This is a genomic window from Brevibacillus schisleri (genome assembly GCF_055685845.1).
On record NZ_JBVNDM010000001.1, the window covers coordinates 1,204,880 to 1,226,973 of the forward strand.

General features: G+C 47.1%; 21 protein-coding genes, 2 pseudogenes and 1 other annotated feature. Of the genes and pseudogenes, 14 read left to right on the top strand and 9 right to left on the bottom strand.

The genetic code is table 11. The features are described from left to right. The first annotated feature begins 392 nt into the window (after positions 1-392). From ACUUHJ_RS06185 to ACUUHJ_RS06195, 3 genes and pseudogenes are all read left to right on the top strand, one after another. Entirely contained in the window at positions 393-719 is a 327-nt protein-coding gene (locus tag ACUUHJ_RS06185) for a PadR family transcriptional regulator (protein ID WP_088906130.1), read from the top strand. 4 nt (positions 720-723) lie between these two features. Beyond that, positions 724-1,476 carry a VanZ family protein gene (locus tag ACUUHJ_RS06190; RefSeq protein WP_289676459.1) on the top strand — a complete coding sequence of 251 codons (753 nt, stop codon included), beginning with the start codon at positions 724-726 and terminating at the stop codon, positions 1,474-1,476. 139 nt (positions 1,477-1,615) lie between these two features. Beyond that, positions 1,616-3,910 (top strand): annotated as a pseudogene (locus ACUUHJ_RS06195) (glycoside hydrolase). Positions 3,911-3,961: 51 nt separating this feature from the next. Here the strand turns inward: ACUUHJ_RS06195 and ACUUHJ_RS06200 are convergent. Beyond that, entirely contained in the window at positions 3,962-4,888 is a 927-nt protein-coding gene (locus ACUUHJ_RS06200; protein ID WP_289676462.1) for a LysR family transcriptional regulator, read from the bottom strand. A 136-nt stretch (positions 4,889-5,024) separates the two neighbouring features. Here ACUUHJ_RS06200 and ACUUHJ_RS06205 point away from each other — a divergent pair. The 5 genes and pseudogenes from ACUUHJ_RS06205 to ACUUHJ_RS06225 all read left to right on the top strand — a co-directional run bounded on the left by ACUUHJ_RS06205 (position 5,025) and on the right by ACUUHJ_RS06225 (position 10,632). After that, positions 5,025-5,584, top strand: a pseudogene (locus ACUUHJ_RS06205) (SDR family NAD(P)-dependent oxidoreductase). A 154-nt stretch (positions 5,585-5,738) separates the two neighbouring features. Then, positions 5,739-5,999 carry a spore germination protein gene (locus tag ACUUHJ_RS06210; protein WP_289676463.1) on the top strand — a complete coding sequence of 87 codons (261 nt, stop codon included), beginning with the start codon at positions 5,739-5,741 and terminating at the stop codon, positions 5,997-5,999. A 124-nt stretch (positions 6,000-6,123) separates the two neighbouring features. After that, complete coding sequence (locus ACUUHJ_RS06215) at positions 6,124-7,269, top strand: alpha-hydroxy-acid oxidizing protein (protein WP_289676465.1); 1,146 nt, start codon at positions 6,124-6,126, stop codon at positions 7,267-7,269. Between the two features lie 218 nt (positions 7,270-7,487). Continuing rightward, positions 7,488-9,614, top strand: coding sequence for a bifunctional diguanylate cyclase/phosphodiesterase (locus ACUUHJ_RS06220; RefSeq protein WP_289676466.1), 2,127 nt, complete (start codon positions 7,488-7,490; stop codon positions 9,612-9,614). 112 nt (positions 9,615-9,726) lie between these two features. Beyond that, positions 9,727-10,632, top strand: a complete 906-nt coding sequence (locus tag ACUUHJ_RS06225; protein WP_289676467.1) for a DMT family transporter — start codon at positions 9,727-9,729, stop codon at positions 10,630-10,632. A gap of 59 nt (positions 10,633-10,691) precedes the next feature. Here the strand turns inward: ACUUHJ_RS06225 and nadD are convergent, their stop codons facing one another. From nadD to ACUUHJ_RS06245, 4 genes are all read right to left on the bottom strand, one after another. Continuing rightward, positions 10,692-11,330, bottom strand: coding sequence for a nicotinate-nucleotide adenylyltransferase (gene nadD, locus ACUUHJ_RS06230; protein ID WP_472298465.1), 639 nt, complete (start codon positions 11,328-11,330; stop codon positions 10,692-10,694). Positions 11,331-11,359: 29 nt separating this feature from the next. Beyond that, on the bottom strand, positions 11,360-11,905 hold the full coding sequence (locus ACUUHJ_RS06235; protein ID WP_289676469.1) for a cysteine hydrolase family protein: 546 nt from the start codon (positions 11,903-11,905) through the stop codon (positions 11,360-11,362). A 28-nt stretch (positions 11,906-11,933) separates the two neighbouring features. Beyond that, on the bottom strand, positions 11,934-12,722 hold the full coding sequence (locus tag ACUUHJ_RS06240; protein WP_289676471.1) for an NUDIX hydrolase: 789 nt from the start codon (positions 12,720-12,722) through the stop codon (positions 11,934-11,936). Between the two features lie 153 nt (positions 12,723-12,875). Further along, positions 12,876-13,562, bottom strand: coding sequence for a YceI family protein (locus tag ACUUHJ_RS06245; RefSeq protein ID WP_289676473.1), 687 nt, complete (start codon positions 13,560-13,562; stop codon positions 12,876-12,878). A 279-nt stretch (positions 13,563-13,841) separates the two neighbouring features. On the opposite strand from ACUUHJ_RS06245, the gene ACUUHJ_RS06250 reads away from it, so the two are divergent. The 6 genes from ACUUHJ_RS06250 (at position 13,842) to ACUUHJ_RS06275 (ending at position 19,369) form a co-directional block, all read left to right on the top strand. After that, positions 13,842-14,525 (top strand): response regulator transcription factor, encoded by a 684-nt coding sequence (locus ACUUHJ_RS06250; protein ID WP_173606452.1) that lies wholly within the window; start codon positions 13,842-13,844, stop codon positions 14,523-14,525. Beyond that, complete coding sequence (locus ACUUHJ_RS06255; RefSeq protein ID WP_472298466.1) at positions 14,522-16,018, top strand: sensor histidine kinase; 1,497 nt, start codon at positions 14,522-14,524, stop codon at positions 16,016-16,018. Before ACUUHJ_RS06250 ends, ACUUHJ_RS06255 begins: the two co-directional genes overlap by 4 nt. 49 nt (positions 16,019-16,067) lie before the next feature. Then, positions 16,068-16,309: a binding site (T-box leader), on the top strand. 124 nt (positions 16,310-16,433) lie between these two features. Further along, a complete protein-coding gene (locus ACUUHJ_RS06260) occupies positions 16,434-16,934 on the top strand; it encodes an Lrp/AsnC family transcriptional regulator (protein ID WP_007722565.1) in 501 nt (166 codons plus the stop codon). Next, positions 16,931-18,109 (top strand): aminotransferase, encoded by a 1,179-nt coding sequence (locus ACUUHJ_RS06265; protein ID WP_289676477.1) that lies wholly within the window; start codon positions 16,931-16,933, stop codon positions 18,107-18,109. The genes ACUUHJ_RS06260 and ACUUHJ_RS06265 overlap by 4 nt, the downstream gene beginning before the upstream one ends. A gap of 349 nt (positions 18,110-18,458) precedes the next feature. After that, positions 18,459-18,848 carry an aminoglycoside phosphotransferase family protein gene (locus ACUUHJ_RS06270; protein ID WP_472298467.1) on the top strand — a complete coding sequence of 130 codons (390 nt, stop codon included), beginning with the start codon at positions 18,459-18,461 and terminating at the stop codon, positions 18,846-18,848. Beyond that, the gene (locus tag ACUUHJ_RS06275; RefSeq protein WP_472298468.1) at positions 18,839-19,369 is read left to right on the top strand and encodes an aminoglycoside phosphotransferase family protein; all 531 of its coding nucleotides are present in this window, start codon (positions 18,839-18,841) and stop codon (positions 19,367-19,369) included. Before ACUUHJ_RS06270 ends, ACUUHJ_RS06275 begins: the two co-directional genes overlap by 10 nt. Positions 19,370-19,440: 71 nt before the next feature. On the opposite strand, the gene ACUUHJ_RS06280 is transcribed toward ACUUHJ_RS06275, so the two are convergent. The 4 genes from ACUUHJ_RS06280 to ACUUHJ_RS06295 all read right to left on the bottom strand — a co-directional run bounded on the left by ACUUHJ_RS06280 (position 19,441) and on the right by ACUUHJ_RS06295 (position 22,056). Then, positions 19,441-20,496 (bottom strand): TolC family protein, encoded by a 1,056-nt coding sequence (locus tag ACUUHJ_RS06280; protein WP_289676479.1) that lies wholly within the window; start codon positions 20,494-20,496, stop codon positions 19,441-19,443. A gap of 216 nt (positions 20,497-20,712) precedes the next feature. Beyond that, a complete protein-coding gene (locus ACUUHJ_RS06285; RefSeq protein ID WP_289676480.1) occupies positions 20,713-20,859 on the bottom strand; it encodes a hypothetical protein in 147 nt (48 codons plus the stop codon). Beyond that, positions 20,856-21,044 carry a hypothetical protein gene (locus ACUUHJ_RS06290; protein WP_472298469.1) on the bottom strand — a complete coding sequence of 63 codons (189 nt, stop codon included), beginning with the start codon at positions 21,042-21,044 and terminating at the stop codon, positions 20,856-20,858. Before ACUUHJ_RS06290 ends, ACUUHJ_RS06285 begins: the two co-directional genes overlap by 4 nt. A 148-nt stretch (positions 21,045-21,192) precedes the next feature. Further along, the gene (locus ACUUHJ_RS06295; protein ID WP_472298470.1) at positions 21,193-22,056 is read right to left on the bottom strand and encodes a hypothetical protein; all 864 of its coding nucleotides are present in this window, start codon (positions 22,054-22,056) and stop codon (positions 21,193-21,195) included. Between the last annotated feature and the right edge of the window lie 38 nt (positions 22,057-22,094).

Below are 22,094 nucleotides of genomic sequence, written 5' to 3' on the forward strand. Positions count from 1 at the left end.
ATTCGGAATACAAAAATAGCACACCGATTGCAAAATAGGCTAAGAGAACCGTATTCAGAACAATCATTGGAAAGTGGGCAAGCATGTAAGTGCCTCCAGTTAGAGAGAATGAAGTCACGAATGAAAAGTAACCTGCTCCAAAAAAGTGAAAATCTTCTTTTCGCTTCGTTCTATGGGCCTATCATCTGGTTAAGTATAGAAAGGAATGATCATCCGAAAGTATGTAGACTCATGAAAGACGTTGTCGAATGTAGTCTATATTACCTATTTTGTTATTGTCAATAATTACATAGAACCAAAATGACATTCCGCGAATTTCTTTTTTAAATTACCTTGTATCACGAGGTATAGTGTGATAATCTCTAGGCATGTCACGGGAAGGAGATGCTTTTATGAACAAGGAGTTGTTGAAAGGAAGCATTGATCTATTGCTTCTTTCGCTGATCGCACAGAAAGATCAGTACGGCTATGAGTTGGCCAAGAAGATTCGCGATAAAAGCGATGAGCTGTATGAAATCGGTGAAGGCACACTATACCCTGCCCTAAAGCGACTGGAGACGCAAAAGGCAGTGGAGTCTTACTGGGGGGAAGCCAACGAAGGCGGACGCCGCAAATATTATCGGATTACCAAGACCGGCCAGGGCCTTCTTCAAGACAAGATGAAGGATTGGCAGAGCTTAAGCCGACTCATTATGCTGTGCAATAAAGGAAGTGAGTAAACGAATGAAGCTCGAAGAATATGCAGAGCAGGTTGTCAGTCGCTTGCCGTGCTCGAAATGGGAAAAGCGGGATGTCAAAGATGAGCTGATGGATCATTTGAATAGCATGAAAAGTGAGCTCGTTGAAGAAGGCTATGAAGAAAAGGAAGCAGTATCTTTGACCCTTCAACGATTCGGGCCTACGGGAGCAATCAGTCGGCAACTGTCTGAATCCATGCCGCTCATTGATAAATATTTCCGCAAATGGGTCATGAGCTTATTCTGTATGTATGTAGCCGTCCTCAGCTATTACTTGTTGTTGTCGCCTGAGCGATGGGAAAGCAGAGCTTTTATGGTTGAATGGAAGGAAAGGATGCTTGCATATGGCGCTCCGCAGTACAGTCAGCCGTTTCTAAACACGAACCTATTTCATACATTGGTGGATTACGTATACCGTTATGACAAATACAACGTTGATATATTGGTGTTCAATCTGGCTGGAAATGTCATCTTGTTCGTGCCGCTTGGGTTGCTGGTACCACTGCTTTTCCTTAGATTCCAAAACATTCATCGCGTATTTTTTCTCACGCTCTTTGTCAGTCTCATCATTGAAACTCTGCAACTATTGTTATCGTTAGGCAGTTTTGATGTCGATGATCTGCTGCTAAACGTACTCGGGGGACTCATTGGCTACGGAATGTTCCGATTAGGGACGGCTCTCATCTACAGGCGACGGAAAAGCATCCCATACGATGATGATTTGTCTGCAACGTCGTAACAACAGAATCAGAGTCGAAAAAGCCTTCTGATTTAGCGAGGTCGCACAGATGTGAGGCGGCCTTGGCAAAGGCTTTGGCTTTTTTTACACAAAAACATCGTGATACGATATACATAGTGATTCGATTTAGGGGGATTTCATGAAACAAACAGGGATTTTACTACTGGTATTTGTACTGATGCTCCAAGTAGTCGTTGGTTGTGAGAACAACCTTGCTACCGAGCAGGTGCAGCCAAAGCAGCATGAAGATTTTACTTTTGATGTGAAGCCAGATACCTTCGAAGTATTCGTCGAGAGAGACGGAGTGAAGGAAAGTGCTTCGGAGCCGATGCCTGCGCGCAAGGTAATGAATGTACGAAAAGGTGAACAAGAGATTGCTTGGAGCTACCCAGACGATCAGCTGGATGTCTCGATCACAAAGAAAGAGGATCATTTGCAAATCACCCTGACCTCCACAGGAGCAGAGAGCTTTTCCTGGCCGACAGTAAAAGGAGCAAGCTACCTATTGCCTTTGGGCGAGGGGAAATGGATTCCTGCGGCTGACAGCAAGTGGCAGTCCTTTTTAAAAGAAGAGAGTCTTAGCTTTGCTGAGTCTTTTTCCATGCGCTTTTTTGCTGTGAACAAGAGCAAGTATACGCTGATGTACGTCGTGGACAATTTGTTTAACAACACTGTCGATTTTGTGGTTGATCCGACGATTGGGTTTACGTTTTCGCATGATTTCCCCACGATTAATCCGGACAAGACCTACGGGTTCCGCTTGTATGTCACAGACAACGATCCGGTTAGTGTAGCAGGTCTTTACAAGCAATATGTCAAGGAGCAGGGAGAACTGCTGACCCTGGCTGAAAAAGCAAGAGCCAATCCGAATATTGAAAAGCTTTACGGCGCTCCGCATTTTTACTTGTGGAACAAAAGCTTCTTATCGGTCAACGATGTGAAATGGAATGCACTGAAAACGAAACTGAACCCGAGCTTCATCGGGGCACTTGAGAAAATCTTGGCTTCCAATGAAGTGGACGGAAAAGAGAGCATCCAGCAATTCCGTGAGATTCAAAAGCAGGATTACGTCGCGGATTATCAAAAGAAAGCGCTCCTCAGCGGGTTGAATTATGCTTTGCGTTCCCGTGATTTTTACACTCCGCAGCGATTTCCACATGTCGATGAAGAGGTAAAAAGATCATTTGGAAAAGGCATCGACACGTTGACAGAATCACAGCTGTACGACATGAACAAAAAGGTGCTGAAAAGTGTGCTCCAAGATGTCGTTCCACCTGTGGAACAGTGGGGGAATGCCGACTCTACTGATCTCTTGAAAGAAATGAAAGAGGCAGGAATTGATCGAGCATGGATCGGTTTTCCGGATTGGACAGCAGCCTACATGAAGCCAGCTTTCATTCAAAAGGCGAATGAGACAGGCTATTTGATCGCCAGCTACGATTCCTACCATTCGATTCATCAGGAGGAAAATCCCGATTGGAACACGGCTATTTTCAAGGATAAGAGCTTGTACGAGAACGCAACGATTTCAAAGAAAAGTGGAGAGAAGAAAGCTGGTTTTCTCCAACAGGGGAGATTGCTAAATCCGACTCTATCACTGCCGAGTGTCAAACAGCGCATGGATGAAATCATGAGTAACGATGTTGCTTTTAATTCGTGGTTTATTGATGTGGATGCAGCAGGAGATTTCAACGATGACTATTCGCCACAGCACACGACGACTGAGGCCGAGGATATGAAGGCAAAGCTTGCGCGTATGGACTACATTCGCGATGAAAAGAAGTTGGTTATCGGGTCTGAAACTGGAAATGATTTCGCTAGCCGGAGTATCGCCTTTGCGCATGGCATTGAGACGCCTGTCATCAAATGGGCCGATCCGGACATGCGAAAAAACAAGCGAAGCCCGTATTATGTAGGAGGCTACTGGTCCCCGGCGGGAGAGGTTCCAGAACGATACGCCAAATAGGTTCCGATCAAGGAAGAGTATCGTCATGTATACATTGATCCTGCCTATTCTTTGCCACTGTACAAGCTCGTGTACAACAATGCAGTGATTACGAGCCATCACTGGGAGTGGGGTAGTCTGAAGATCAAGGATGAAGTCGGCACCCGTATGCTCAAGGAGCTGCTTTACAATGTACCGCCACTCTATCATTTGGATAAGAAGATGTGGGATGAAAACCAATCATTAATCACGAATTATTTGAAGGTATGGTCTCCTTTCCATAAAAAAGCGGTGCAGCAAGAAATGACCGATTATCGCGTCTTAACCGAGGATAGGCTCGTGCAGAAGTCGGTTTATGGCGAGGATCTGCAAGTGATTGCCAACTTCTCTAAGCAAGATTTCACGTACGAGGGGCAAGTGGTGAAGGCCAGATCAGCTCTGATTATGGACGGGAACGATAAACAAACCTTCTTTGCTCCAGCGCAGTAAGAACGATTGGAAAAAGGCTGTCCGCGAAAATGAAGCGGCAGCTTTTTTCTGCTAAGGAGTGGGTGTGTATTTCTTGCTTTTCAAATCGTATTGGAGTCGATTGATGAAGTTCATGGAAATACGAGAATAATGCCGTTCCTCCGAGCGTACCCACCCATAATAGACGGGTTGTTGATAAGGAATATCCAAATCAAGCGTAATTGAATCGGAGTCTTGCAAATGAGGTTCATGAACAAAAGAGTAGTCCAGTCCGATGGTTACCGCGAGATTTTGCCGGATTGCATTGCGGAGTGCTTCTGTGTTGTTCGACGTAAACAAAATGTCGACGGGACCATAAGTCGCGGCAAAATCCTCTACGAACCATTTGACGTAGTCGTCGTTGTACAGGACGAAGGATTGCTTGCGAAGCTCTTGCGGTGTGACGGAATCCTGGTAGGCAAGTGGCGAGTTTTTGCCTACGCCAACGACCATTTTTCCCTCTAGCAACTGTTCGAACACCAAGCCGAGGCCTTCGCTCTTTTTGAGAAGGTTCTCGTGGATAATGACCAGACCAATGTCCAGCTTGTCCTGGAGAATGTCCTCTAGTATTTCCTGTGTGCCTTTTTCGGCAATTTCGGTACGAATGTAAGGATAATCTTTTTTAAAGCTCGCGACGGCATCGACCAGAAGATTCATGGGACCGGGAATGGTCGCCAGTCTCAGTTCTCCGCTCAACGTGTTTGTATAGTTTTGTGCTTCCTCCCAAATCTCCTGGATCTTTCCCAATGCTTCAAACGCTTTTTTGATGATGATGCGCCCTTCAGAGGTCGGTACCGCTCCGAGACGCGAACGTGAAAAAAGAGTAACGCCCAGCTCTGCTTCCAAACTGGAGAGCGACTGGCTGATGGCGGAGAGGGTGATATGTTTGTTCTGAGCGGCTTTGGTCAAGGAGCCTGCCTTCGCTATTTCTACGATATATTCCAGTTGTTCCAGATGCATTCGGTAAAATCACATCCTTTAGTTGTACTTAAGGAAGGGTAAATATGTTTACATATTTTTAAATATAAAAGAGTCCTATAATGAAAGCAAGGCAAGAGATCAGTTACAAGAGACATAATAGATGGAGGCGTTTACCATGGCGAGACTCGAAGGGAAAGTAGCGATCGTAACAGGTGGAGCAAGTGGAATCGGTGAAACGACCGTCCGTCTCTTCGCAAAAGAAGGGGCGAAAGTCGTGATTGCTGACTTCTCCCCACGTGGAAATGAATTGGCGGAAGAGCTGAATCAAGCGGGCTTCGATGCGTTGTTCGTGAAAACGGACGTAACGAAAGAAGCCGGCAAGGGACTGGCGGCGCGATTGTCAACTGCGGCTCGATCCATAGCCATGCAGGAAAAGCAGGTGTGACTGCTTACTCTTCCGCCAAAGGTGGCGTGAAGCTCCTGACCCAGACGCTGGGACTTACGTATGCCAAGCAAGGGATTCGCGTAAATGCGGTCTGCCCGGGCTACATTGATACACCACTGATTGCTGGGCGCAATGAGGCTTTGAATGAGCACTTGATCGGGTTACATCCGATGGGACGCTTGGGTAAACCAGAAGAAGTCGCTAAGGCCGTTCTGTTCCTTGCCAGCGACGATGCCTCCTTCGTCACAGGGACAAGCCTGCTGGTCGATGGCGGTTATACAGCGCAATAAGATGTTCTTTCTCCTCGCGTAGATTTTGTCTACTTGGGGAGATTTTTTTTGGTAAGACTCCATCGGACAAATGCCCTACACTATCGTCCAAGCGGGCGTAAAACCGTTCGAATAGGATGGGAATGAGTGAGTACGCAACGGGGAGGGAGGAGTTTTGCCGACTTTTGTGGGCAAGGTGACCATTACCAATAATGTTGGAAATATCAACTTTGGCGATACGGCAAACAACTCACCGAAAAGCGTAACCAAATCGTTTTCCGGTTCGGGTGGAAACAATAGCGGCAACGTAGTAAAGGTCATCAATGAAAATAGCCAAACCAATACATGGGTGGGTTCAGGAGCCGCTGGAATGAAGACAGTGAAGGAAAAGAAGCGGATCCGTCGCGCAGCCCGAAAAGGCAAAAAGAAAAAGTAGCCTTGAAAAAGGCCCCGTGTGAAAGTGGACAAGCTCGGTAATAGCGTTTAGATTAAGACTATTGCGAATTTATGTGAATTGAGATAAAAAAGATGAAAGACGTCGTAGAAAGGGAGCAAACCAGATGACGAAAACAAATGAGGAATCACTCTTATTTACCCGTGTGAACAAGGACACGCAGGCACTGCCGATTTCTATTGAGGATTGGGAGAAACAGGCACGAGAGGTTTTGCCAGATGGGCCATTTGATTATGTTGCCGGGGGATCTGGGGCAGAGGAAACGCTGGTAGAAAACCGGACAGCTTTTTCCCGTTGGGCAATCATTCCACGGATGATGCGGGATGTGACGAATCGTACGCTTGGTATTTCGATGTACAATCAAGCGTTGCGCACACCGATCTTTTTGGCACCTGTAGGCATGCAGACGATTTCACATCCCGATGGAGAGCTGGCGTCTGCCAGGGCGGCAGCAGCAGCTGGAGTGCCGTTCGTAGCCAGTACAGTTTCCGCTCACTCACTCGAGCAGATTGCTGAAGTGATGGGCGATGCCTATCGCTGGTTTCAGCTCTATTGGTCGAACGATCGAGAGGTTTCTGCGAGCATGGTCAGGCGAGCGGAAAAGTCGGGCTATTCTGCTATTGTCCTCACGGTAGATACCGTCATGCTAGGGTGGAAGCGGAGAGACTTCCGCAACGGGTATTCGCCACTGCGCGAAGGAAGAGGACTGGCGAATTACTTGACAGACCCTGTATTTTGCTCGAGACTTCCTGAGGTAACGCCGGAGAATGCAGTGGAGGAAGTGTTGAAAAACATTTATCATCCAGCGCTGAATTGGAACGATATCGCCTTTTTGCGTGAGCATACTCGTCTGCCGATTTTGGTAAAAGGTATTTTGCATCCGGATGATGCGCGCCTTGCTTTAGAACATGGTGTAGATGGAATCATCGTCTCTAATCACGGTGGGCGGCAGATGGATGGCGCTATTTCTACGCTGGATGCGTTGCCAGCGATTGCCGAGGTGATAGCTGGCAAAATCCCTGTCTTGCTCGACAGTGGTGTGCGTACAGGAGCAGATGTCGTTAAAGCGATTGCTTTAGGAGCGAATGCCATCCTGATTGGTCGCCCATTCTTGTATGGACTGGCTGTTGCCGGCGAGCAAGGCGTAGCGAGTGTGTTAGATACACTTATCCATGAATTTGACGTTGCGATGGCGCTGTCTGGCAGCAATTCTATCGCTGACCTTAATCGCAGCATTCTTGCACGATTGTAAGGGGAAGCAGCCCGATCATACCCATTGTTGAAAGAAATGAGCCAGTATACATGCACTGGTTCTTTTTTTCGCAAAAAAGTTATTTCTACCACAGTTGTTCTCGTTGAACTTTCGGAAAAACATGGTAAAATGGAACGAACTTGTATTCAGAACGTTACGATCCTTCTGTAAGGATTATTTTTTTTGACTATATCCGAAAGTATAAACAGGAGATTGAAATGAAAAACCAAACGATATCTTCACTGACACCCCAAGATTGGGCGGGGCTACTACGTGAAAAAGATGGTGAGCTGAACATGGTTGTGAATGAGCTGGCAGATGTCAAATACGCTTTGGACCAATCCACGATCTTGGCAATTACGGACCATAAGGGGATTATTTTGCGGGCAAATGAGCAATTTTGCCGCATATCGAAATACGAACGAAGCGAATTGATTGGAAAAGACCATCGTATTCTTAATTCGGGTTACCATCCGAAAAGCTTTTTTAAAGAATTGTGGTCCTGTATTCGTTCTGGCCAGGTCTGGCGGGGAGAAATTCGCAATCGCGCAAAAGATGGCAGCTATTATTGGGTTGATACCACCATCGTGCCCTTTAAGAATCAAGCGGGCGAAATCTATCAATACGTGTCCATTCGCAGTGATATCACAGCTCGCAAGCAGATGGAAGACGAGCTCAAGCGGAGTGAAGAAAAGTATCGCATCATCGCGGAAAACACGTCGGATATCATCAGCATCATCAACCTGGATGGGGATTTTTTCTATTTGTCCCCGTCTTACAAGCGTGTATGGGAACATACCGTTCCTGATGAGGAAATCCATAATCTGTTCGAGTGGATTGTGGAGGATGACCGGGATATTTTTGCTTATGCGATTCAGCATGCCTTCTCTACGCGTAAAGAGTACATGGTAGAATGCCGGATTAATACCCAAAGAAACGATGTTATCTGGACGGAAAGCAAAATCAATCCGATTATGGATGAAGAAGGAAATGTGACCAAGCTGCTCCTCGTTACCCGTGACGTCACAGACCGGAAACAGTACGAAGAGACGATTCACCATTTGGCTTATCACGATGCGTTGACAGATCTGCCGAATCGACGGATGTATGTCCAACAGCTCACCAAGGAAATGATGCAGGCCAAGCGTTTCCAATCGAATCTGGCTGTGCTGTTTTTGGATTTGGATCGCTTCAAGGATGTGAACGATTCGTTCGGTCATGATGTAGGCGATATGTTGCTGATTGAAGCAGCAAAGCGTCTACAGGCATGTCTCAAGCCAGGAGATGTCGTGGCCAGGTTGGGTGGAGACGAATTTACGATTATGCAGAACCAGCTGCAAGATCGCAGCGAAGCGACTGCGTTGGCAGAGCAGATCATGTATCAGTTGCAGCGGCCGTTTGAATTGGAAGGTCATATATCCAACATTTCGTGCAGCATCGGCATCGCCTTATACCCGCAGGATGGGGACAATCCCGAAGATTTGTTGAAAAGAGCCGACATGGCATTGTATACAGTGAAATCACGCGGGAAGAATGGCTATGACTTTTTCGATCCGACGATGGAGACGAAGTCGCTGGAGCGTATCTTGATGGAAAATGAGATGCGGAAAGCCATTGAACAAGAGCAGTTCCAAATTTACTACCAGCCCAAAATCGATATCGCGACAAGTGCGATGACAGGCATGGAGGCGCTCGTCAGATGGGTGCATCCAGAGCTGGGCATCATTCCGCCGAATCGCTTTATTCCAATTGCTGAAGAGACGGGGATGATCCTGGCGCTTGGGGAATGGATTTTGAAACAGGCGTGCAAACAAAATAAAAACTGGCACGATCAAGGATATACGCTGAAGGTCTCTGTGAATTTGTCAGCGAGACAGATCTATCAAAAAGATCTGGTCGAGATGATCAAGGATATTCTTCAGGAAACAAAGCTGTCTCCTCATTGGCTGGAGCTCGAGATTACGGAGGGCATTTTTGTCAAAATGGAAGAGGCGACGGAAGTTCTGCAACAGATTCGGGACATCGGAATCCAAATTTCGATTGATGACTTTGGGACAGGCTATAGCTCGTTTAGTTATATTAAAAGCTTGCCAGTCGATACGATCAAAATTGACGCCTCGTTTATTCGCGACATTCACCACAACCAAGAGAGTCAGGCGATTGTAAAAGCGATTGTTACCATCGCACAAAGTCTCAATATGAATGTCATCGCTGAGGGAATTGAGCTTCATGATCAAGTAGCGGCTTTGAAGGAAAATGGCTGTGACCACGGTCAAGGCTATTTGTTCAGCAAACCGCTTCCGACAGATGATTTCGATCAGTTATTGCGTCAAGAGCTGCAATAATATGGCAGGAAGTAAAGCCGGGTGGGAACATCCGGCTGTTTCTTTTGTGTGGTACTATAGGAGGCGGACAAAAACATAAGTGCAAGTGTGCAGCTAGAAAGGGAGGCCCCTCGTGGGAAAGTTTTCGGGTAAGACTGTTGTCGCTATTGCAAGTTTGGTGTTGATGTGGGGATTAAGCTGGTCGATCTACAAAATGTCACTCGCCTATACGCCACCGATTTTATTCGCAGGAATGCGTTCGCTGATTGGCGGACTTCTGCTTGCTTTATTCATTTTACCAAAATGGAAAAAGATCAACTGGCGTGAAAACTGGTTGCGCTATTGTATATCTGCCTTTCTGAATACATTGTGCTTTTACGGCATTCAGACGGTTGGACTCGTGTATTTGCCAGGTGGATTATTCTCTGTGTTGGTGTACTTCCAGCCAATCTTGATTGGACTCTTTGCCTGGTTGTGGCTGGGTGAAAGCATGACAGTGCTCAAAATCATTGGGCTGATCATGGGATTCCTCGGGATACTTGCGGTCAGTGCAGATGGACTGACTGGACAGGTTTCCATCGTGGGCGTCATTTTAGGCTTGTTGACGGCTCTGACATGGGCGATGGGCGTGATCTATGTGAAAAAAGTCAGTGCCAAGGTAGATTCGCTGTGGATGGTTGCCATGCAATGCATCATCGGTGGCGCGGCCTTAACTCTTTTGGGGACAGGCGTAGAAAGCTGGTCCGAAATCGTCTGGAATGCTCCATATCTGATCGGTCTCAGTTATGGCGCTACAGTTGGTGTGCCGATTGCCATTGTCATTTACTTTGGACTCGTGAATGCAGGCGAAGCAAGCAAGGTGGCCGCCTTTACGTTTCTCGTGCCGCTCATCGCAGTCTTCACTGGTACCATTTTCATGGACGAGCCGGTAACGTATTCCCTCATCGCCGGTCTGGTATTGATCGTGTGCAGTATATGCTTAGTGAACTATCAGAAAAAAATGCGACAGCCTGCAATTGCCAATCATCTCAATCGTTGATGGAGACGACAAAGAAAACAGCCGACACTTCACAGGTTCGGCTGATTTTCTTATGGAGATTATACGGAGGGTTCTTTGTAGATTCCATTTTCATAAATGTACTGAAGGCAAGCATCGGGCAACAGGAAGCTGGGATCGCCGCCCTTGCGGATTTCGTCCCGGATATAGGTAGAGCTGATTCCCATGTTGATGCCCTTGCTCATAATGAGGAAATGCTCGTCATGATTGCGCAGCAGCGCGTCATCCGCAATCAGGTCAGCGGTCGGATAGCCTTCGCGCGACATCACGATGAAGTTGAAGCCTGCCACCAGCTTTTCAGCGTTGCCCCAGTTCGATAGTCCCTCTAACAAATCCGATCCCATGATGAAAAAGAGCTCGTCGTTTGGGTACTTCTTTTTCATGTGCATCATCGTATCGTACGTATAGGTTTCACCTGGCAAGGCATCCATTTCGACTGTTGAAATCTCGAAAAGAGGTTCGCCATCTTTGTTTGTTTTGTGTGTACTGCCAGCCAAAGCCAGTTTGAGCATGTGCAAGCGATGGGCGTCCTCTGTCTGCAATTTTTTATCATGACGCTTTGAAGAGCAGGGTACGAAAATGACTTTGTCCAGTCGTCTCCGGTGAGCGACGGTCGCAGCCGTGAACAAATGGCTGTACGTGATGGGGTCAAAGCTGCTGCCATAAATACCGATTCGCATAAAAATTGCCTCCTATCGTCATGAGCCAGTTACTTTTTTCGAACAGTCATGCCAAGCTGGTTTTGAAAATGACCGAGAGCCCATTTGTGACCTTCGGGAAGGAAGCTCGCTACTGCATCCTCGTGGATGACGACAGAAAAGCCGTTATAGAAGCCTTCAATCGCTGTATGCAGCACGCAAATGTCTGTGCAGACACCTACTAGATGAATCTCAGTGATACCTCTTGTGCGCAACAATAGCGCAAGGTCGGTGCCTTGAAAAGCACTGTAGCGCGTCTTATCCATCCAGTGAATCGTTTCTTCGAATTCCTCGTAAATCTCCTGAATGCTGCCATACAAATTCCGGCCAGCCGTACCGATAATGTTGTGCGGAGGGTAGAGTCCAGTCTCAGGGTGGTACGGGTCCTGCTCGCGATGAGCGTCGACTGCCATGACGACAAAGTCGCCTTCTGCGAGGAAGTCGCGGATCAGCTCTCCAATGCGTCCTTCAATAGCCTGACCAGGCTCTCCACAAGTTAATGCACCATCTGTCGCAACAAAATCATTCGTGTAGTCGATCACAATCAAAGCTTTCATAGAAAAAACCTCCTGAATGTGGACCTTTTTAGTAAATCATGGCAGTTGGCGTAAAGCCAGTAAAGCGATAGAGCTTGGCTGGCGAATTCGAAAACTCGGTCGAGTAGACAGGCTGTCCGTCAGCCGAGAAAACTGGCTCGAGAAGTCCTTGCCGTCTGGTTGTCGCAAGCAAGCGCCGCTCAAAATTGCCGCGATCTTTTGCCGAAAAAGATGGAACGACGGTCTCGATCACTTGCAGTAATTCACTCAAGGTAAACTCATCTGGCAAAAATGCTTTGGCAATAGTCGTTTGCAGCATCTGCTCACGAACGCGCTGTAAGGCGTCAGTCAAAATTTCACGATGATCAAAAGCGAGGTTGAGGGCAAAGGCTTCCTCAATCGGAAACAGCTGCGCGTCTGATGCATCGTCGTTTGCCTGTGCGTGCTTCAATAAGTCTTCATGAACGAGGGAGACATAGGCAACACTTGGGATCCAACCACGAGGGTCTCTTCCTGGCTTGTAGTATGTCTTCAGCTGTTCGATGTGTACATCGCGGTCAATGTTCGTCTCTTCTTTCAACTCACGATAGGCGCATTCGTCCAGTGTCTCCGATTCATGGGAAAAACCACCAGGCAAAGCCCATTGCTCTCCAAAAGTACTGCTTTTTCGCTTGATGAGAAGAACGGCCAATTGCTTGAGTGGCAACGATTTGGTTTTCGTTTGGCGCGGGATGGAAAGGATCGTAAAGAGACAAATATCTGTAGGAAGTCCATCCGGCGAGCGGTACTTTTTGGTCCGAAAGTGGATGCGTTTGGCTCGAAGGGGAGATGTACTCACAAGATCATCCTTTCCGTTTGCTCGAATCTGTTCTTATACTTTCATGTTATGATATCGTTTTAACAATGTCAATATTACAATGTAAAAAACTGTGAAAAAGGACGTCTGTGAAGGTCAGACGTCCCTGTAAGAAGTTCGCGCGAAAAGGACTGATTAAACAGCATCCAACGCGAGTCGCAGTGTAATCGTAATGTTTTCCTCCGTTTTGGCCACGATCGTATGAGGGCTAGTCAATCCGAAGTCACCAAACGTTACGACGGAAGTTCCCTCCAATTGCAGCTTGCCTTGGGAATAAATCGCGTCAGCATCAATTTTCACATCTTTGGCAATTCCTCTTACGGTCAGGACGCCATTGATGGTGAACGAAGCCTTTTGTCCTTCTGTCCATATGGATGGCCAGTTTTCAAAGGATTTCGCTTCAAAAGTAGCAGCTGGATGGACGGCTGTATCAAAGTAATCAGGAGATTTGATATGGGTGTCGCGTTTTTCATTACCGGAGTTCAGCTTATTCAAGTCAGCGGAAGCTGTTGCTTTCATTTGGTCGGGTGCAGAGAGGTTCACATCCCAACTGCCAGTAATGCCGTCCATTTCAAAGTTTACGGTTTCTTTCGACGTCGTTACGGAGAAATAGACTTTGGACTGGTCATTGATTGTCCATTTTTTATTCAGTTGATCTGCTGTCAGAGGCGTAGAGGAAGCGGTAGATGAGGCTACGGCTACCGCAGCTGCAGGCCGGATCTCCACATGGTTTCCCACAAAATAGTCATAGAGCATGTAACCCCCGATACCAACCACGAGTGTGGCAACTGAGGCAGTCAGGATAACCGAATTCTTTTTCATTATTGAATAACCTCCATGTTTTTGAAGTGTTCAGACTTGGGGCGTATGTATTTGGCTTCGCAGGGATCATTATGAGAGAGGAAGCTGAGTGGGTCTTGAAAGCTGGCTGAAAGTTTGTTGAATGTGCAAGGGCAAGAGAATGATCAACGTTTTTCTATTGGATTTACATTTTTTGGTTTATTATTTTACAAAAAGCTTTCAGCTCGTACTCAGGGGATATTCAGCAAACATTCAGCTACGCTTATCCTGTTCAGGTAAAATAGAGGTGAGGTGAAAGAAATGAGCCTAAACAAAGGCATTAAAATATTGCTTGTCGATGATGAGCCGACCATCCTGCAATTTTTGGAGATGGGTCTCGAGAATGAAGGCTTCCAAGTATTGACGGCACAAGATGGGATGACGGCCGTGACCATGGTGAAGGAGCATCAGCCGCATGTCGTCATTCTCGATGTGATGATGCCTGGCATGGATGGCTTCGAGGTATGCCGTATGCTGAAAAAGATACAGAATGTAGCGACGATTATGCTGACAGCCAGAGAAGACGTGGAGGATCGGGTAAAAGGGCTGACGCTCGGTGCCGATGATTATATGATCAAGCCGTTTAGCTTTGAAGAGCTGCTTGCCCGTATCCATGCGCGCATTCGTAATCATTACCCACATCTGCTCTCCAAGGTACACCTCGGCCCATTTCAGATCGATGACAGGCGAAAAGAAATTACCTACGAGGACACGCTTCTGGAGCTATCGCCAACGGAATACTCTTTGCTGAAATATTTGGTGACAAATCACGGCTTGGTGCTGAGTAAGCCAATGATTCTGGATAACGTGTGGGGCTATGATTTCGGTGGGGAGGAGAATATTGTCGAGGTGTATATTCGTTCCCTGCGTGACAAATTGAATGATCGTCAGCATCGGATTATTCGCACATTGCGCGGTGCGGGCTATCGGGTTGATTTTGTATGAAGAAGAATCGAAACAATCAATGGTCCTCCTTCCTAGAACCGAACTCTTTGCGTTATCAACTGCTGTCTCGTTCGTTATTTATCTTATCCGGGTTGCTGCTTCTAATCGGTATGATTCAATACTTATTGATGGAGCAATTCTTGTATCGAAGCAAAGCGGAAAGCTTGTTAAATCTGGCAGTTACTCTTCCGTATCAGGTCTTGGAGGACACGGAAACGCTCCCAAAGAACGATCAGTATGTCAGTGCGTTGCTTTCCTTGCATACACCCGATATCAAGTATGCCTTTATTGACAACGACGCAAATGTTACGGAGCTGTTTGCGAATCCGAGCGAAGGGTATTCCCCGCGCTTTCCGGAGAGTCTATACCGCGAGATCTTGGCTAGTGGCGTATGTACTTTTAAATACAAAATTTTGGAGGGGAGTACTGGTACGGATTATTTGGTCGTACTGGCACCCATCCGTTCACCTGATCAGCTGCAAGGAATTGTACAGCTGAGCACCCCTGTCGGCTCCATGCGAGAGGTGCTGTTTCCACAGTTGATCATTTTCTTTTCTGCATCTGCACTCGCCTTGCTTATCGGTTTGTTAACTTATGTGCCTGTTCTACGCCGTACGCTGAACCCACTTTCGCGTATCGAGATTACCGTTGAGCGGATTAATGCAGGTAATTTGGATGAGCGACTGCCGATGGATCAAGGCCAAATGGAGATTGATCAATTATCGGCGGTCTTTAACGGAATGCTGGAACGCTTGGAAACCTCCTTTAAAACTGAGCAGGAAGCTGGGGAGCGGATGAGGCGGTTTGTAGCGGACGCTTCGCACGAGTTGCGAACACCGCTGACATCCATCCATGGTTTTTTGGAGGTGCTGTTGCGCGGTGCGGCGGCAAATCCCGAACATTTACAGAAAGCATTGAAAAGCATGCACGGCGAGACAGAGCGGCTGAACAAACTCGTCAACGATTTGCTGTACCTGGCTCGGATGGATCGGGAACCGGCTTTCCTTTTGCAAGAAGGGCAGTTGGACGCAGTCGTGTACAGTATGGAGTCGCAGCTCTTGGTGCTGGCCGGTGACCGAAACGTTCATTTCCGCGTAGAACCGAATGTTACGGTTGCTTTCGACTGTGACGGAATGAAGCAAGTTATCCTCAATCTGTTTCAAAATGCGGTGCAGCATACTGACCCTGTGAATGGTGAGATCGAGCTTACATTGAGCAAGATTGCCAATGGGATTGAACTGACGATTAAAGATAATGGGGCCGGAATTGCACCAGAGCATGTCCCGCATGTATTCGACCGTTTCTACCGGATTGAATCCTCACGGGCACGCAAAAGCGGAGGGGCTGGACTGGGGCTGTCGATCACCCAATCCATTGTAGAAAATCATCGTGGAAAAATTGACGTACAAAGCAGCTTGGGAACTGGGACGGTGTTTCGCGTCTGGTTGCCTAACGGTTTGAAAGAGGTTCAGCAGACAGAAGTTGCTGGTTGACAATGAGAGAAACCGTCATTTATAATCTGAGACATTCAATAAAACAACCAACACAGCCGTGAAAAGGAAAGTAAAAAAGGGATTTTGACGTCCAGAGAGTTGCCTGTTAGCTGAGAGGGCAGCCGCGAACTCTTTTTGAAAGCCACCTTGGAGCTCTGCTTTTGAAAATGCCAAGTAGAAAGCAGCGGATGGCCCACGTTATGGGGCGCATGTCTACGTAGACAGCACGAGTTTGCCTTTTGTGAGAGAGGCAAAAAAGCTGAGTGGTACCGCGATACCTTCGCCTCAGCAACCGGATTCATGGAAATCATGAGTCTGGTTGCTGGGGCTTTTTGCTTTCTGACGTCGTTCAAAAAGTCGACTACTTGAACACGTACTTATGTGAAAAATAAAGAGAAAACTGGAGTGGTGGGGTATGGATCGCTTGAAGCAAAGAGAGCTGTTGCACCTGTTGGAAGAAGACAGTCGCATGAGCGCTGAGCAAATCGGAAAAATGATCGGAGAGCCAACTGAGGTCGTTGAGCAGACGATTGCAGCATTGGAAGCCGAGAAGGTCATTGTCAAATATCCAGCGCTGGTTAACTGGGAGCGTGTGGACGATCATCCGTACGTGAACGCGATGATTGATGTGAAAGTGACCCCGAAGCGCGATGTCGGCTTTGATGAAGTGGCTGAGCGAATTTGCCGTTTCCCAGAAGTGAAGGCTGTTTACTTGATGTCTGGTGCAAGCTATGACTTGTCGATTATTTTGGAAGGCAAAACGATGAAAGAGGTAGCCACTTTTGTTTCGCAAAAGCTGTCCACTCTCGATTCAGTTGTCTCAACAGCTACACATTTTATTTTGAAACGCTACAAGCACGATGGCATTGAGCTGGAAGATCGTGACGAAGATCACAGAATGGTGGTTACGCCGTGAGTACACAAGTCAAAGTCAAAAACCGTTTATCCAGTACAGTTGAATCGTTGAAGCCATCAGGAATTCGCCGCTTTTTCGATTTGGCAGCGTCCATGGAGGGAGTCATTTCCTTAGGTGTAGGGGAGCCTGATTTCGTCACTCCTTGGCGCATGAGAGAAGCGTCGATTTCTTCGCTGGAGCGTGGACATACAGCTTATACATCCAATGCAGGTATGCTACCATTGCGTGTGGAAATTCAGAAATACTTGGAAGAACGTTTTTCGGTCAGCTATCATCCAGAGACAGAAATTCTCGTGACGGTTGGCGCCAGCGAAGCGATTGATATCGCACTGCGTGCCATTCTCGATCCAGGTGATGAAGTATTGGTCGTAGAGCCTTGCTATGTCTCCTATGAACCAGTCATTCGCTTGGCTGGCGGGGTGCCAGTTTTCCTGAAAACAACGATGGAAAACCAGTTCAAGCTGACACCGCAAGAGCTGGAGACGCATATCACCGAGCGTACAAAAGCAATCATTTTCTGCTATCCAAACAACCCGACTGGGGGGACGATGACGGCTGAAGAGTGGAAAACACTTTTGCCGATCATTGAAAAGCACGACCTTATGGTGATCTCTGATGAGATTTATGCGGAGCTTACCTACGGTCGCATGCACGATAGTATCGCGGCGCTGCCAGGGATGAAAGATCGGACGATCCTGATTTCCGGTTTTTCCAAAGCGTTTGCGATGACCGGATGGCGTCTGGGATATGTCTGCGCGTCACCTGATTTGCTCGCAGGCATGCTGAAAATCCATCAGTACACCATGCTGTGTGCACCGACAATGGCTCAGATGGCTGCATTGGAAGCACTGCGCCATGGACGTTCAGATATGGAACGAATGATCGAGAGCTACCGTCAGCGCCGCAATTATGTGGTAGATGGATTCCGTCATATCGGATTGACTTGCCATGAGCCGGACGGAGCCTTCTACGCATTCCCGTCTGTAGCCTCTACAGGTCTCAGCTCTTCTGAGTTTGCGGAGAAGCTGCTGATGGAGGAAAAGGTAGCAGTCGTACCTGGAGACGTGTTCGGCGAAAGCGGAAAGGGACATATCCGTTGTTCTTATGCAACATCGATGGAGCAGTTGAAGAAGGCACTGGAACGTATGGAGCGCTTGATGGGACGACTGTCCTAACATTTTCCGGGAAATAAAGGGGGGGCGGCTTTCGAAGCTGTCCCCTTTTTGGTGAAGTGGCTATGGTGGGGAAGAAGCGCATTTCCAGTCTGCGCTTCGGCCTACGCCCCGCAAGGGGGGATTCACTGGCCGCTTCGGAAAAAATGGCGGGAGCGCTTCAAACGTAGAAGTTTCGATGGAGTGTTTCATAGGTGAAGCTGAAAACCCCCGCCATTTTTTCCTGAGCTGGGATGGGCTCCAGAGGCGCTTGACTGGAAATGCGCTTCTTCTTACGCGGCTGTGGGAAGGGAACAGCTTGAAAGCTAATGCAAGAGGATGTTTTGCAAGTAGTTCGAGGAGGAGATTCCTAATGATTTCACTACCAACCCATTTTACCCAAACAATTATGGGCGTACATAAAGAAGCAGGTCGTCTCTGGCTCGATTCCTTTCATGAGCTGATTGCCGAATGCGAAGCACGGTGGTTATTAAAAGTTCTTGAGCCGTTTCCACCCTCCTATAACTTTGTAGCACCAGTTGCGTTGCAGGATGGGAGGAGCGCAGTGCTGAAGCTGGGAGTGCCTGGACTGGATTGGCAGAGAGAGCTGGCAGCGATTCGGGGTTTTGCAGGGCGGGGAATGGTGCAGCTTCTCGATGCTGACGAGGAAAAAGGGATCATGCTTTTGGAGCGCATCATGCCAGGAGAGACACTGGACAAGCTGAGTAGCGAAGACGAGGAATTCAATGCTTGGTGGACGTAATCAAAAGAATGCATACACCCATTTCGAGGGTTGGCAAGCTTGCGTCGAGGTTCCCGACGATAGCAGACTGGGCTGTGGGACTGGAAAAGATTCGCCCTCATTTCCAAGGGGGGACAGGACCGATTCCTGAGCAAATGGTGGAGCGGGCTATGCAATGGTATAAAAAGCTTCTCTCCACACAAAAAGAACTGTGCCTGCTGCATGGTGATCTTCATCATGAAAATATTTTGCGCGCAGAAAGAGAGCCGTGGTTGGCAATTGATCCAAAAGGACTGATAAGGGAGACGGAATACGAGGTGATTCCGTTTTTGCTGAACCATTTGCCAGAGGATGGGGTAGAAGAAGTAATGAAGCAGCGGGTCGATGGGCTGACGAAGGCGCTGTCTTTGCAAAAAGAGAGAGTGTTGGCGTGGGCGTATTGTCATAGTGTCCTATCGGCTTGGTGGTTTATAGAGGATTTTGGGGTAGACGGTGGTCGTCTGGTGATGCCGGGAGTTTTTGAGAGACTGTTAAATGAGTAAGGGCTTCACCCTGTGGGATGAAGCCTTCTTTATTTAAAATAAATAAATGAGATCCTTCGTAATGCGGAATATTAATAGCCAGTTGACTGGTTCAAGGTGGTAGCAGCGAGATTGTATTGATAGACCGATTCAATTGCTTTTGTTTCAGAGTCAAACAGGCTCGCTTCGTCTTCCATCAGTTCTTTCATCGATGCCTTCCCCAATCTATATTGATCGATTGTTGCCTGATAGCGCCCCAATGCGGTTTCTTTCTTTGTTGTACTTTCTTCTAATGCCTTTTTCGCTGCCAGTACCTTCGTATAGTTGTCACTTACTTCTTGACCGATTTTCTTTTGCGTTTTTTGTTTTTGCAGTTCCGCTTTTTTGTGCTCATTTTTTGCAATTATTCCTTTATGTGTGCTTAGTGCGGAATACTCTGCTGTGTAATCAATTCTTACTTGGGTAAAATCTATTTCTGCTTGAGCTTTGATCATCTCAGGTCGCTTTTCAAAAGCTTTTGCTTGCAATTGCTCCAAGGAAAGCAGCTCGTGCTGGGTCAGATCAGTTGCGATCATTCTCCATTGTCTGTCGGCTTTTTCATTCAATAAATCGTTGAGCTTGGCCAATGCTTGCTTGTAGCTGGCTTCAAGGGCAGCAAGATTTTTGTGAGCTTCTGTTTCTTGGGAGTTCAACCAGTACTGTCTTTGCAAGCTCTTCTTTTGCGCTTTGATTTTGGCGTCTAATGATTGGACTTCGAAGAAAGCTTTATGTACTTGCAATTGAACGGTGTTTTTTTGCGTATTCAGGGCGACTTCATCGGCAACCACTTCTTTGATCGCTTTGGCGGCGTCTTCGAATTTCTTTTTTGCATCAGCCAGAGTTATGACGTCGGATTTTTTGATTTCTTCCTTTTCTCTTAGTGTGATAGATGTTTCGTAATTCGTAATATCTAATTCAAGTCGAAGCAGCTCCAGATCAACACTGTTCTTTATTGCCTGTTCGACTGCGAAATTAAGCGACAAAGGGGCAACATCCGTCTGTTCCGCAGTGGCCACGAGTGGAGCAGCCAGAGCAAAATGTGCACCACCTGTAAGGAGAGAAGTGACTAAAGTTGTACTATAAATGTGTTTGAAGAGCCTGGATTTCATGGGGCAACCTCCTGATTATATATAAAAGAATTTGATAACGATTCTCATTATCAAATCCATGAAAAGTATATATTTCCAATACAATTTCGTCAATAAAAAAATGTTTTTTACCACGTTCTTGGCCAGAACCCCAAAACAAATCCCCTTCCGGAAAAAGGCAAAGTGAGCATCTGCCTGTTTCCCCAAAGGGGATTTGTTTTTCATAATGGAAAAGTACTATTCTTTGTCCCTGTTTTCTTTGTTTTCCGTAGCCGACTTGGCAGTTTGGTTCAATGTCCCTTCCTTTGGCGTAAGGGAGTAACCATGCATATTGCTTCCGTTATAACCCATGTCGGGCTTTTCCTGTGAGGTATGATCAGTCATTTTGCTTCCCCCTTATTTTGTCCAGTGGATGTAGAGTCTTGCTGCACATACGGATTGTCGACGTCATTTGGTTCCTTGTCCAGATTGGTACGGATTGCGAGTATTGGACTAGTGGGAGGTTGAGCGATCAGTCTGTCATCCAGTTGCTTGAAATCAGGCAGGTCGTTTTCGCGATTGTCATCCATGTTCGTCTCCTCCTTTACGGGTTAGTATATCCACCACCTGCCTGTACATTTCCTTAAATGGAAAAGCAACGGGACTCGGACTACACCAGAAAAAACAGCCCCAGTCCCAGAAAGTTCGGGAGGGGCTGTGCCGATCATCTTTGTGCAGTTAACTCGTTTTCTTGACCAGGCTCTTCATAAAAGAAGCAAGATTCGCTTGTAGCAATGGTGTGATCGCGGAAAAGGAAGCATCTTCAGTGAGTGTATTCATTTGACGAACAAATTCAGTGGTGTCCTTTGTATTTATATTCTCGAAGCGGTTAGTGATTTTTGTGTTTTTTAAATCGGAGAGAAGCGTAGCTTGTTCGTTCCGGTATTGTGTGATCCAGTCTGGACGATGTTGCAGCTTTTTGACGAATTGAATCAGCATGCTTACTTTCTCTGTTGGATTGGTTGTGGCGGCTTGCATTTTTTTGTAGGCTTCCGGATCATACCGCTCCATCAGCTTGGATGGATTAACATAGTCGTTCGGCGCCCCTTGTGGTTTTTGCGGAAGCTCTACGTAGCTGACACTGCCAGTTGCAGGGTCAACCTTTCGTGTTTTGGCAACGCCTGCGAGCAGATGGAGGGTATCCAAAAATTCAGCAGCATTTTTCTCATCAGCCATGTATTGGTCTGCCAAATATTTGCCTTGGGTTAAACCGACTTCTACCAAAGCAGCTCTTTCTTCATCAGTGTAGGTGGATTGGGAGTTGAAAAAGTTTCGCTCCAGGATGTGGTCAAAGGCTTTGCGAGCCTCGGGTGGCTTATCTGCGAAAATTTTATCCAACCGCTCATTAATCTCAGTGCTAAAGAAAAATTGGGCGCTGTGATGTTCGATGGCATCAGCAGGTAGCTCGCGTGCCTTGTGTGAACGAAGGTCTACCGTATCGGGTTTGGGCAATTCCAGACTAGTTCCTGTCACCATTTTAGGTGCAGTTTGGCTAGTTGGGAGCTGGGGGGGTAGGTAGCGGGAATACGATTGGATTTGCATGTTCTACTCTCCTCACATGGATTCATGTTCAGTCGTGA

Coding starts and splice junctions, on each gene's coding strand:
- nadD (WP_472298465.1), bottom strand. CDS start 11,330: ATGCGAATCGGTATTTATGGCAGCAGCTTTGACCCCATCACGTACAGC.
- ACUUHJ_RS06185 (WP_088906130.1), top strand. CDS start 393: ATGAACAAGGAGTTGTTGAAAGGAAGCATTGATCTATTGCTTCTTTCG.
- ACUUHJ_RS06215 (WP_289676465.1), top strand. CDS start 6,124: ATGACGAAAACAAATGAGGAATCACTCTTATTTACCCGTGTGAACAAG.
- ACUUHJ_RS06250 (WP_173606452.1), top strand. CDS start 13,842: ATGAGCCTAAACAAAGGCATTAAAATATTGCTTGTCGATGATGAGCCG.
- ACUUHJ_RS06270 (WP_472298467.1), top strand. CDS start 18,459: ATGATTTCACTACCAACCCATTTTACCCAAACAATTATGGGCGTACAT.
- ACUUHJ_RS06255 (WP_472298466.1), top strand. CDS start 14,522: ATGAAGAAGAATCGAAACAATCAATGGTCCTCCTTCCTAGAACCGAAC.
- ACUUHJ_RS06245 (WP_289676473.1), bottom strand. CDS start 13,562: ATGAAAAAGAATTCGGTTATCCTGACTGCCTCAGTTGCCACACTCGTG.
- ACUUHJ_RS06260 (WP_007722565.1), top strand. CDS start 16,434: ATGGATCGCTTGAAGCAAAGAGAGCTGTTGCACCTGTTGGAAGAAGAC.
- ACUUHJ_RS06285 (WP_289676480.1), bottom strand. CDS start 20,859: ATGACTGATCATACCTCACAGGAAAAGCCCGACATGGGTTATAACGGA.
- ACUUHJ_RS06190 (WP_289676459.1), top strand. CDS start 724: ATGAAGCTCGAAGAATATGCAGAGCAGGTTGTCAGTCGCTTGCCGTGC.
- ACUUHJ_RS06295 (WP_472298470.1), bottom strand. CDS start 22,056: ATGCAAATCCAATCGTATTCCCGCTACCTACCCCCCCAGCTCCCAACT.
- ACUUHJ_RS06235 (WP_289676469.1), bottom strand. CDS start 11,905: ATGAAAGCTTTGATTGTGATCGACTACACGAATGATTTTGTTGCGACA.
- ACUUHJ_RS06290 (WP_472298469.1), bottom strand. CDS start 21,044: ATGGATGACAATCGCGAAAACGACCTGCCTGATTTCAAGCAACTGGAT.
- ACUUHJ_RS06220 (WP_289676466.1), top strand. CDS start 7,488: ATGAAAAACCAAACGATATCTTCACTGACACCCCAAGATTGGGCGGGG.
- ACUUHJ_RS06200 (WP_289676462.1), bottom strand. CDS start 4,888: ATGCATCTGGAACAACTGGAATATATCGTAGAAATAGCGAAGGCAGGC.
- ACUUHJ_RS06280 (WP_289676479.1), bottom strand. CDS start 20,496: ATGAAATCCAGGCTCTTCAAACACATTTATAGTACAACTTTAGTCACT.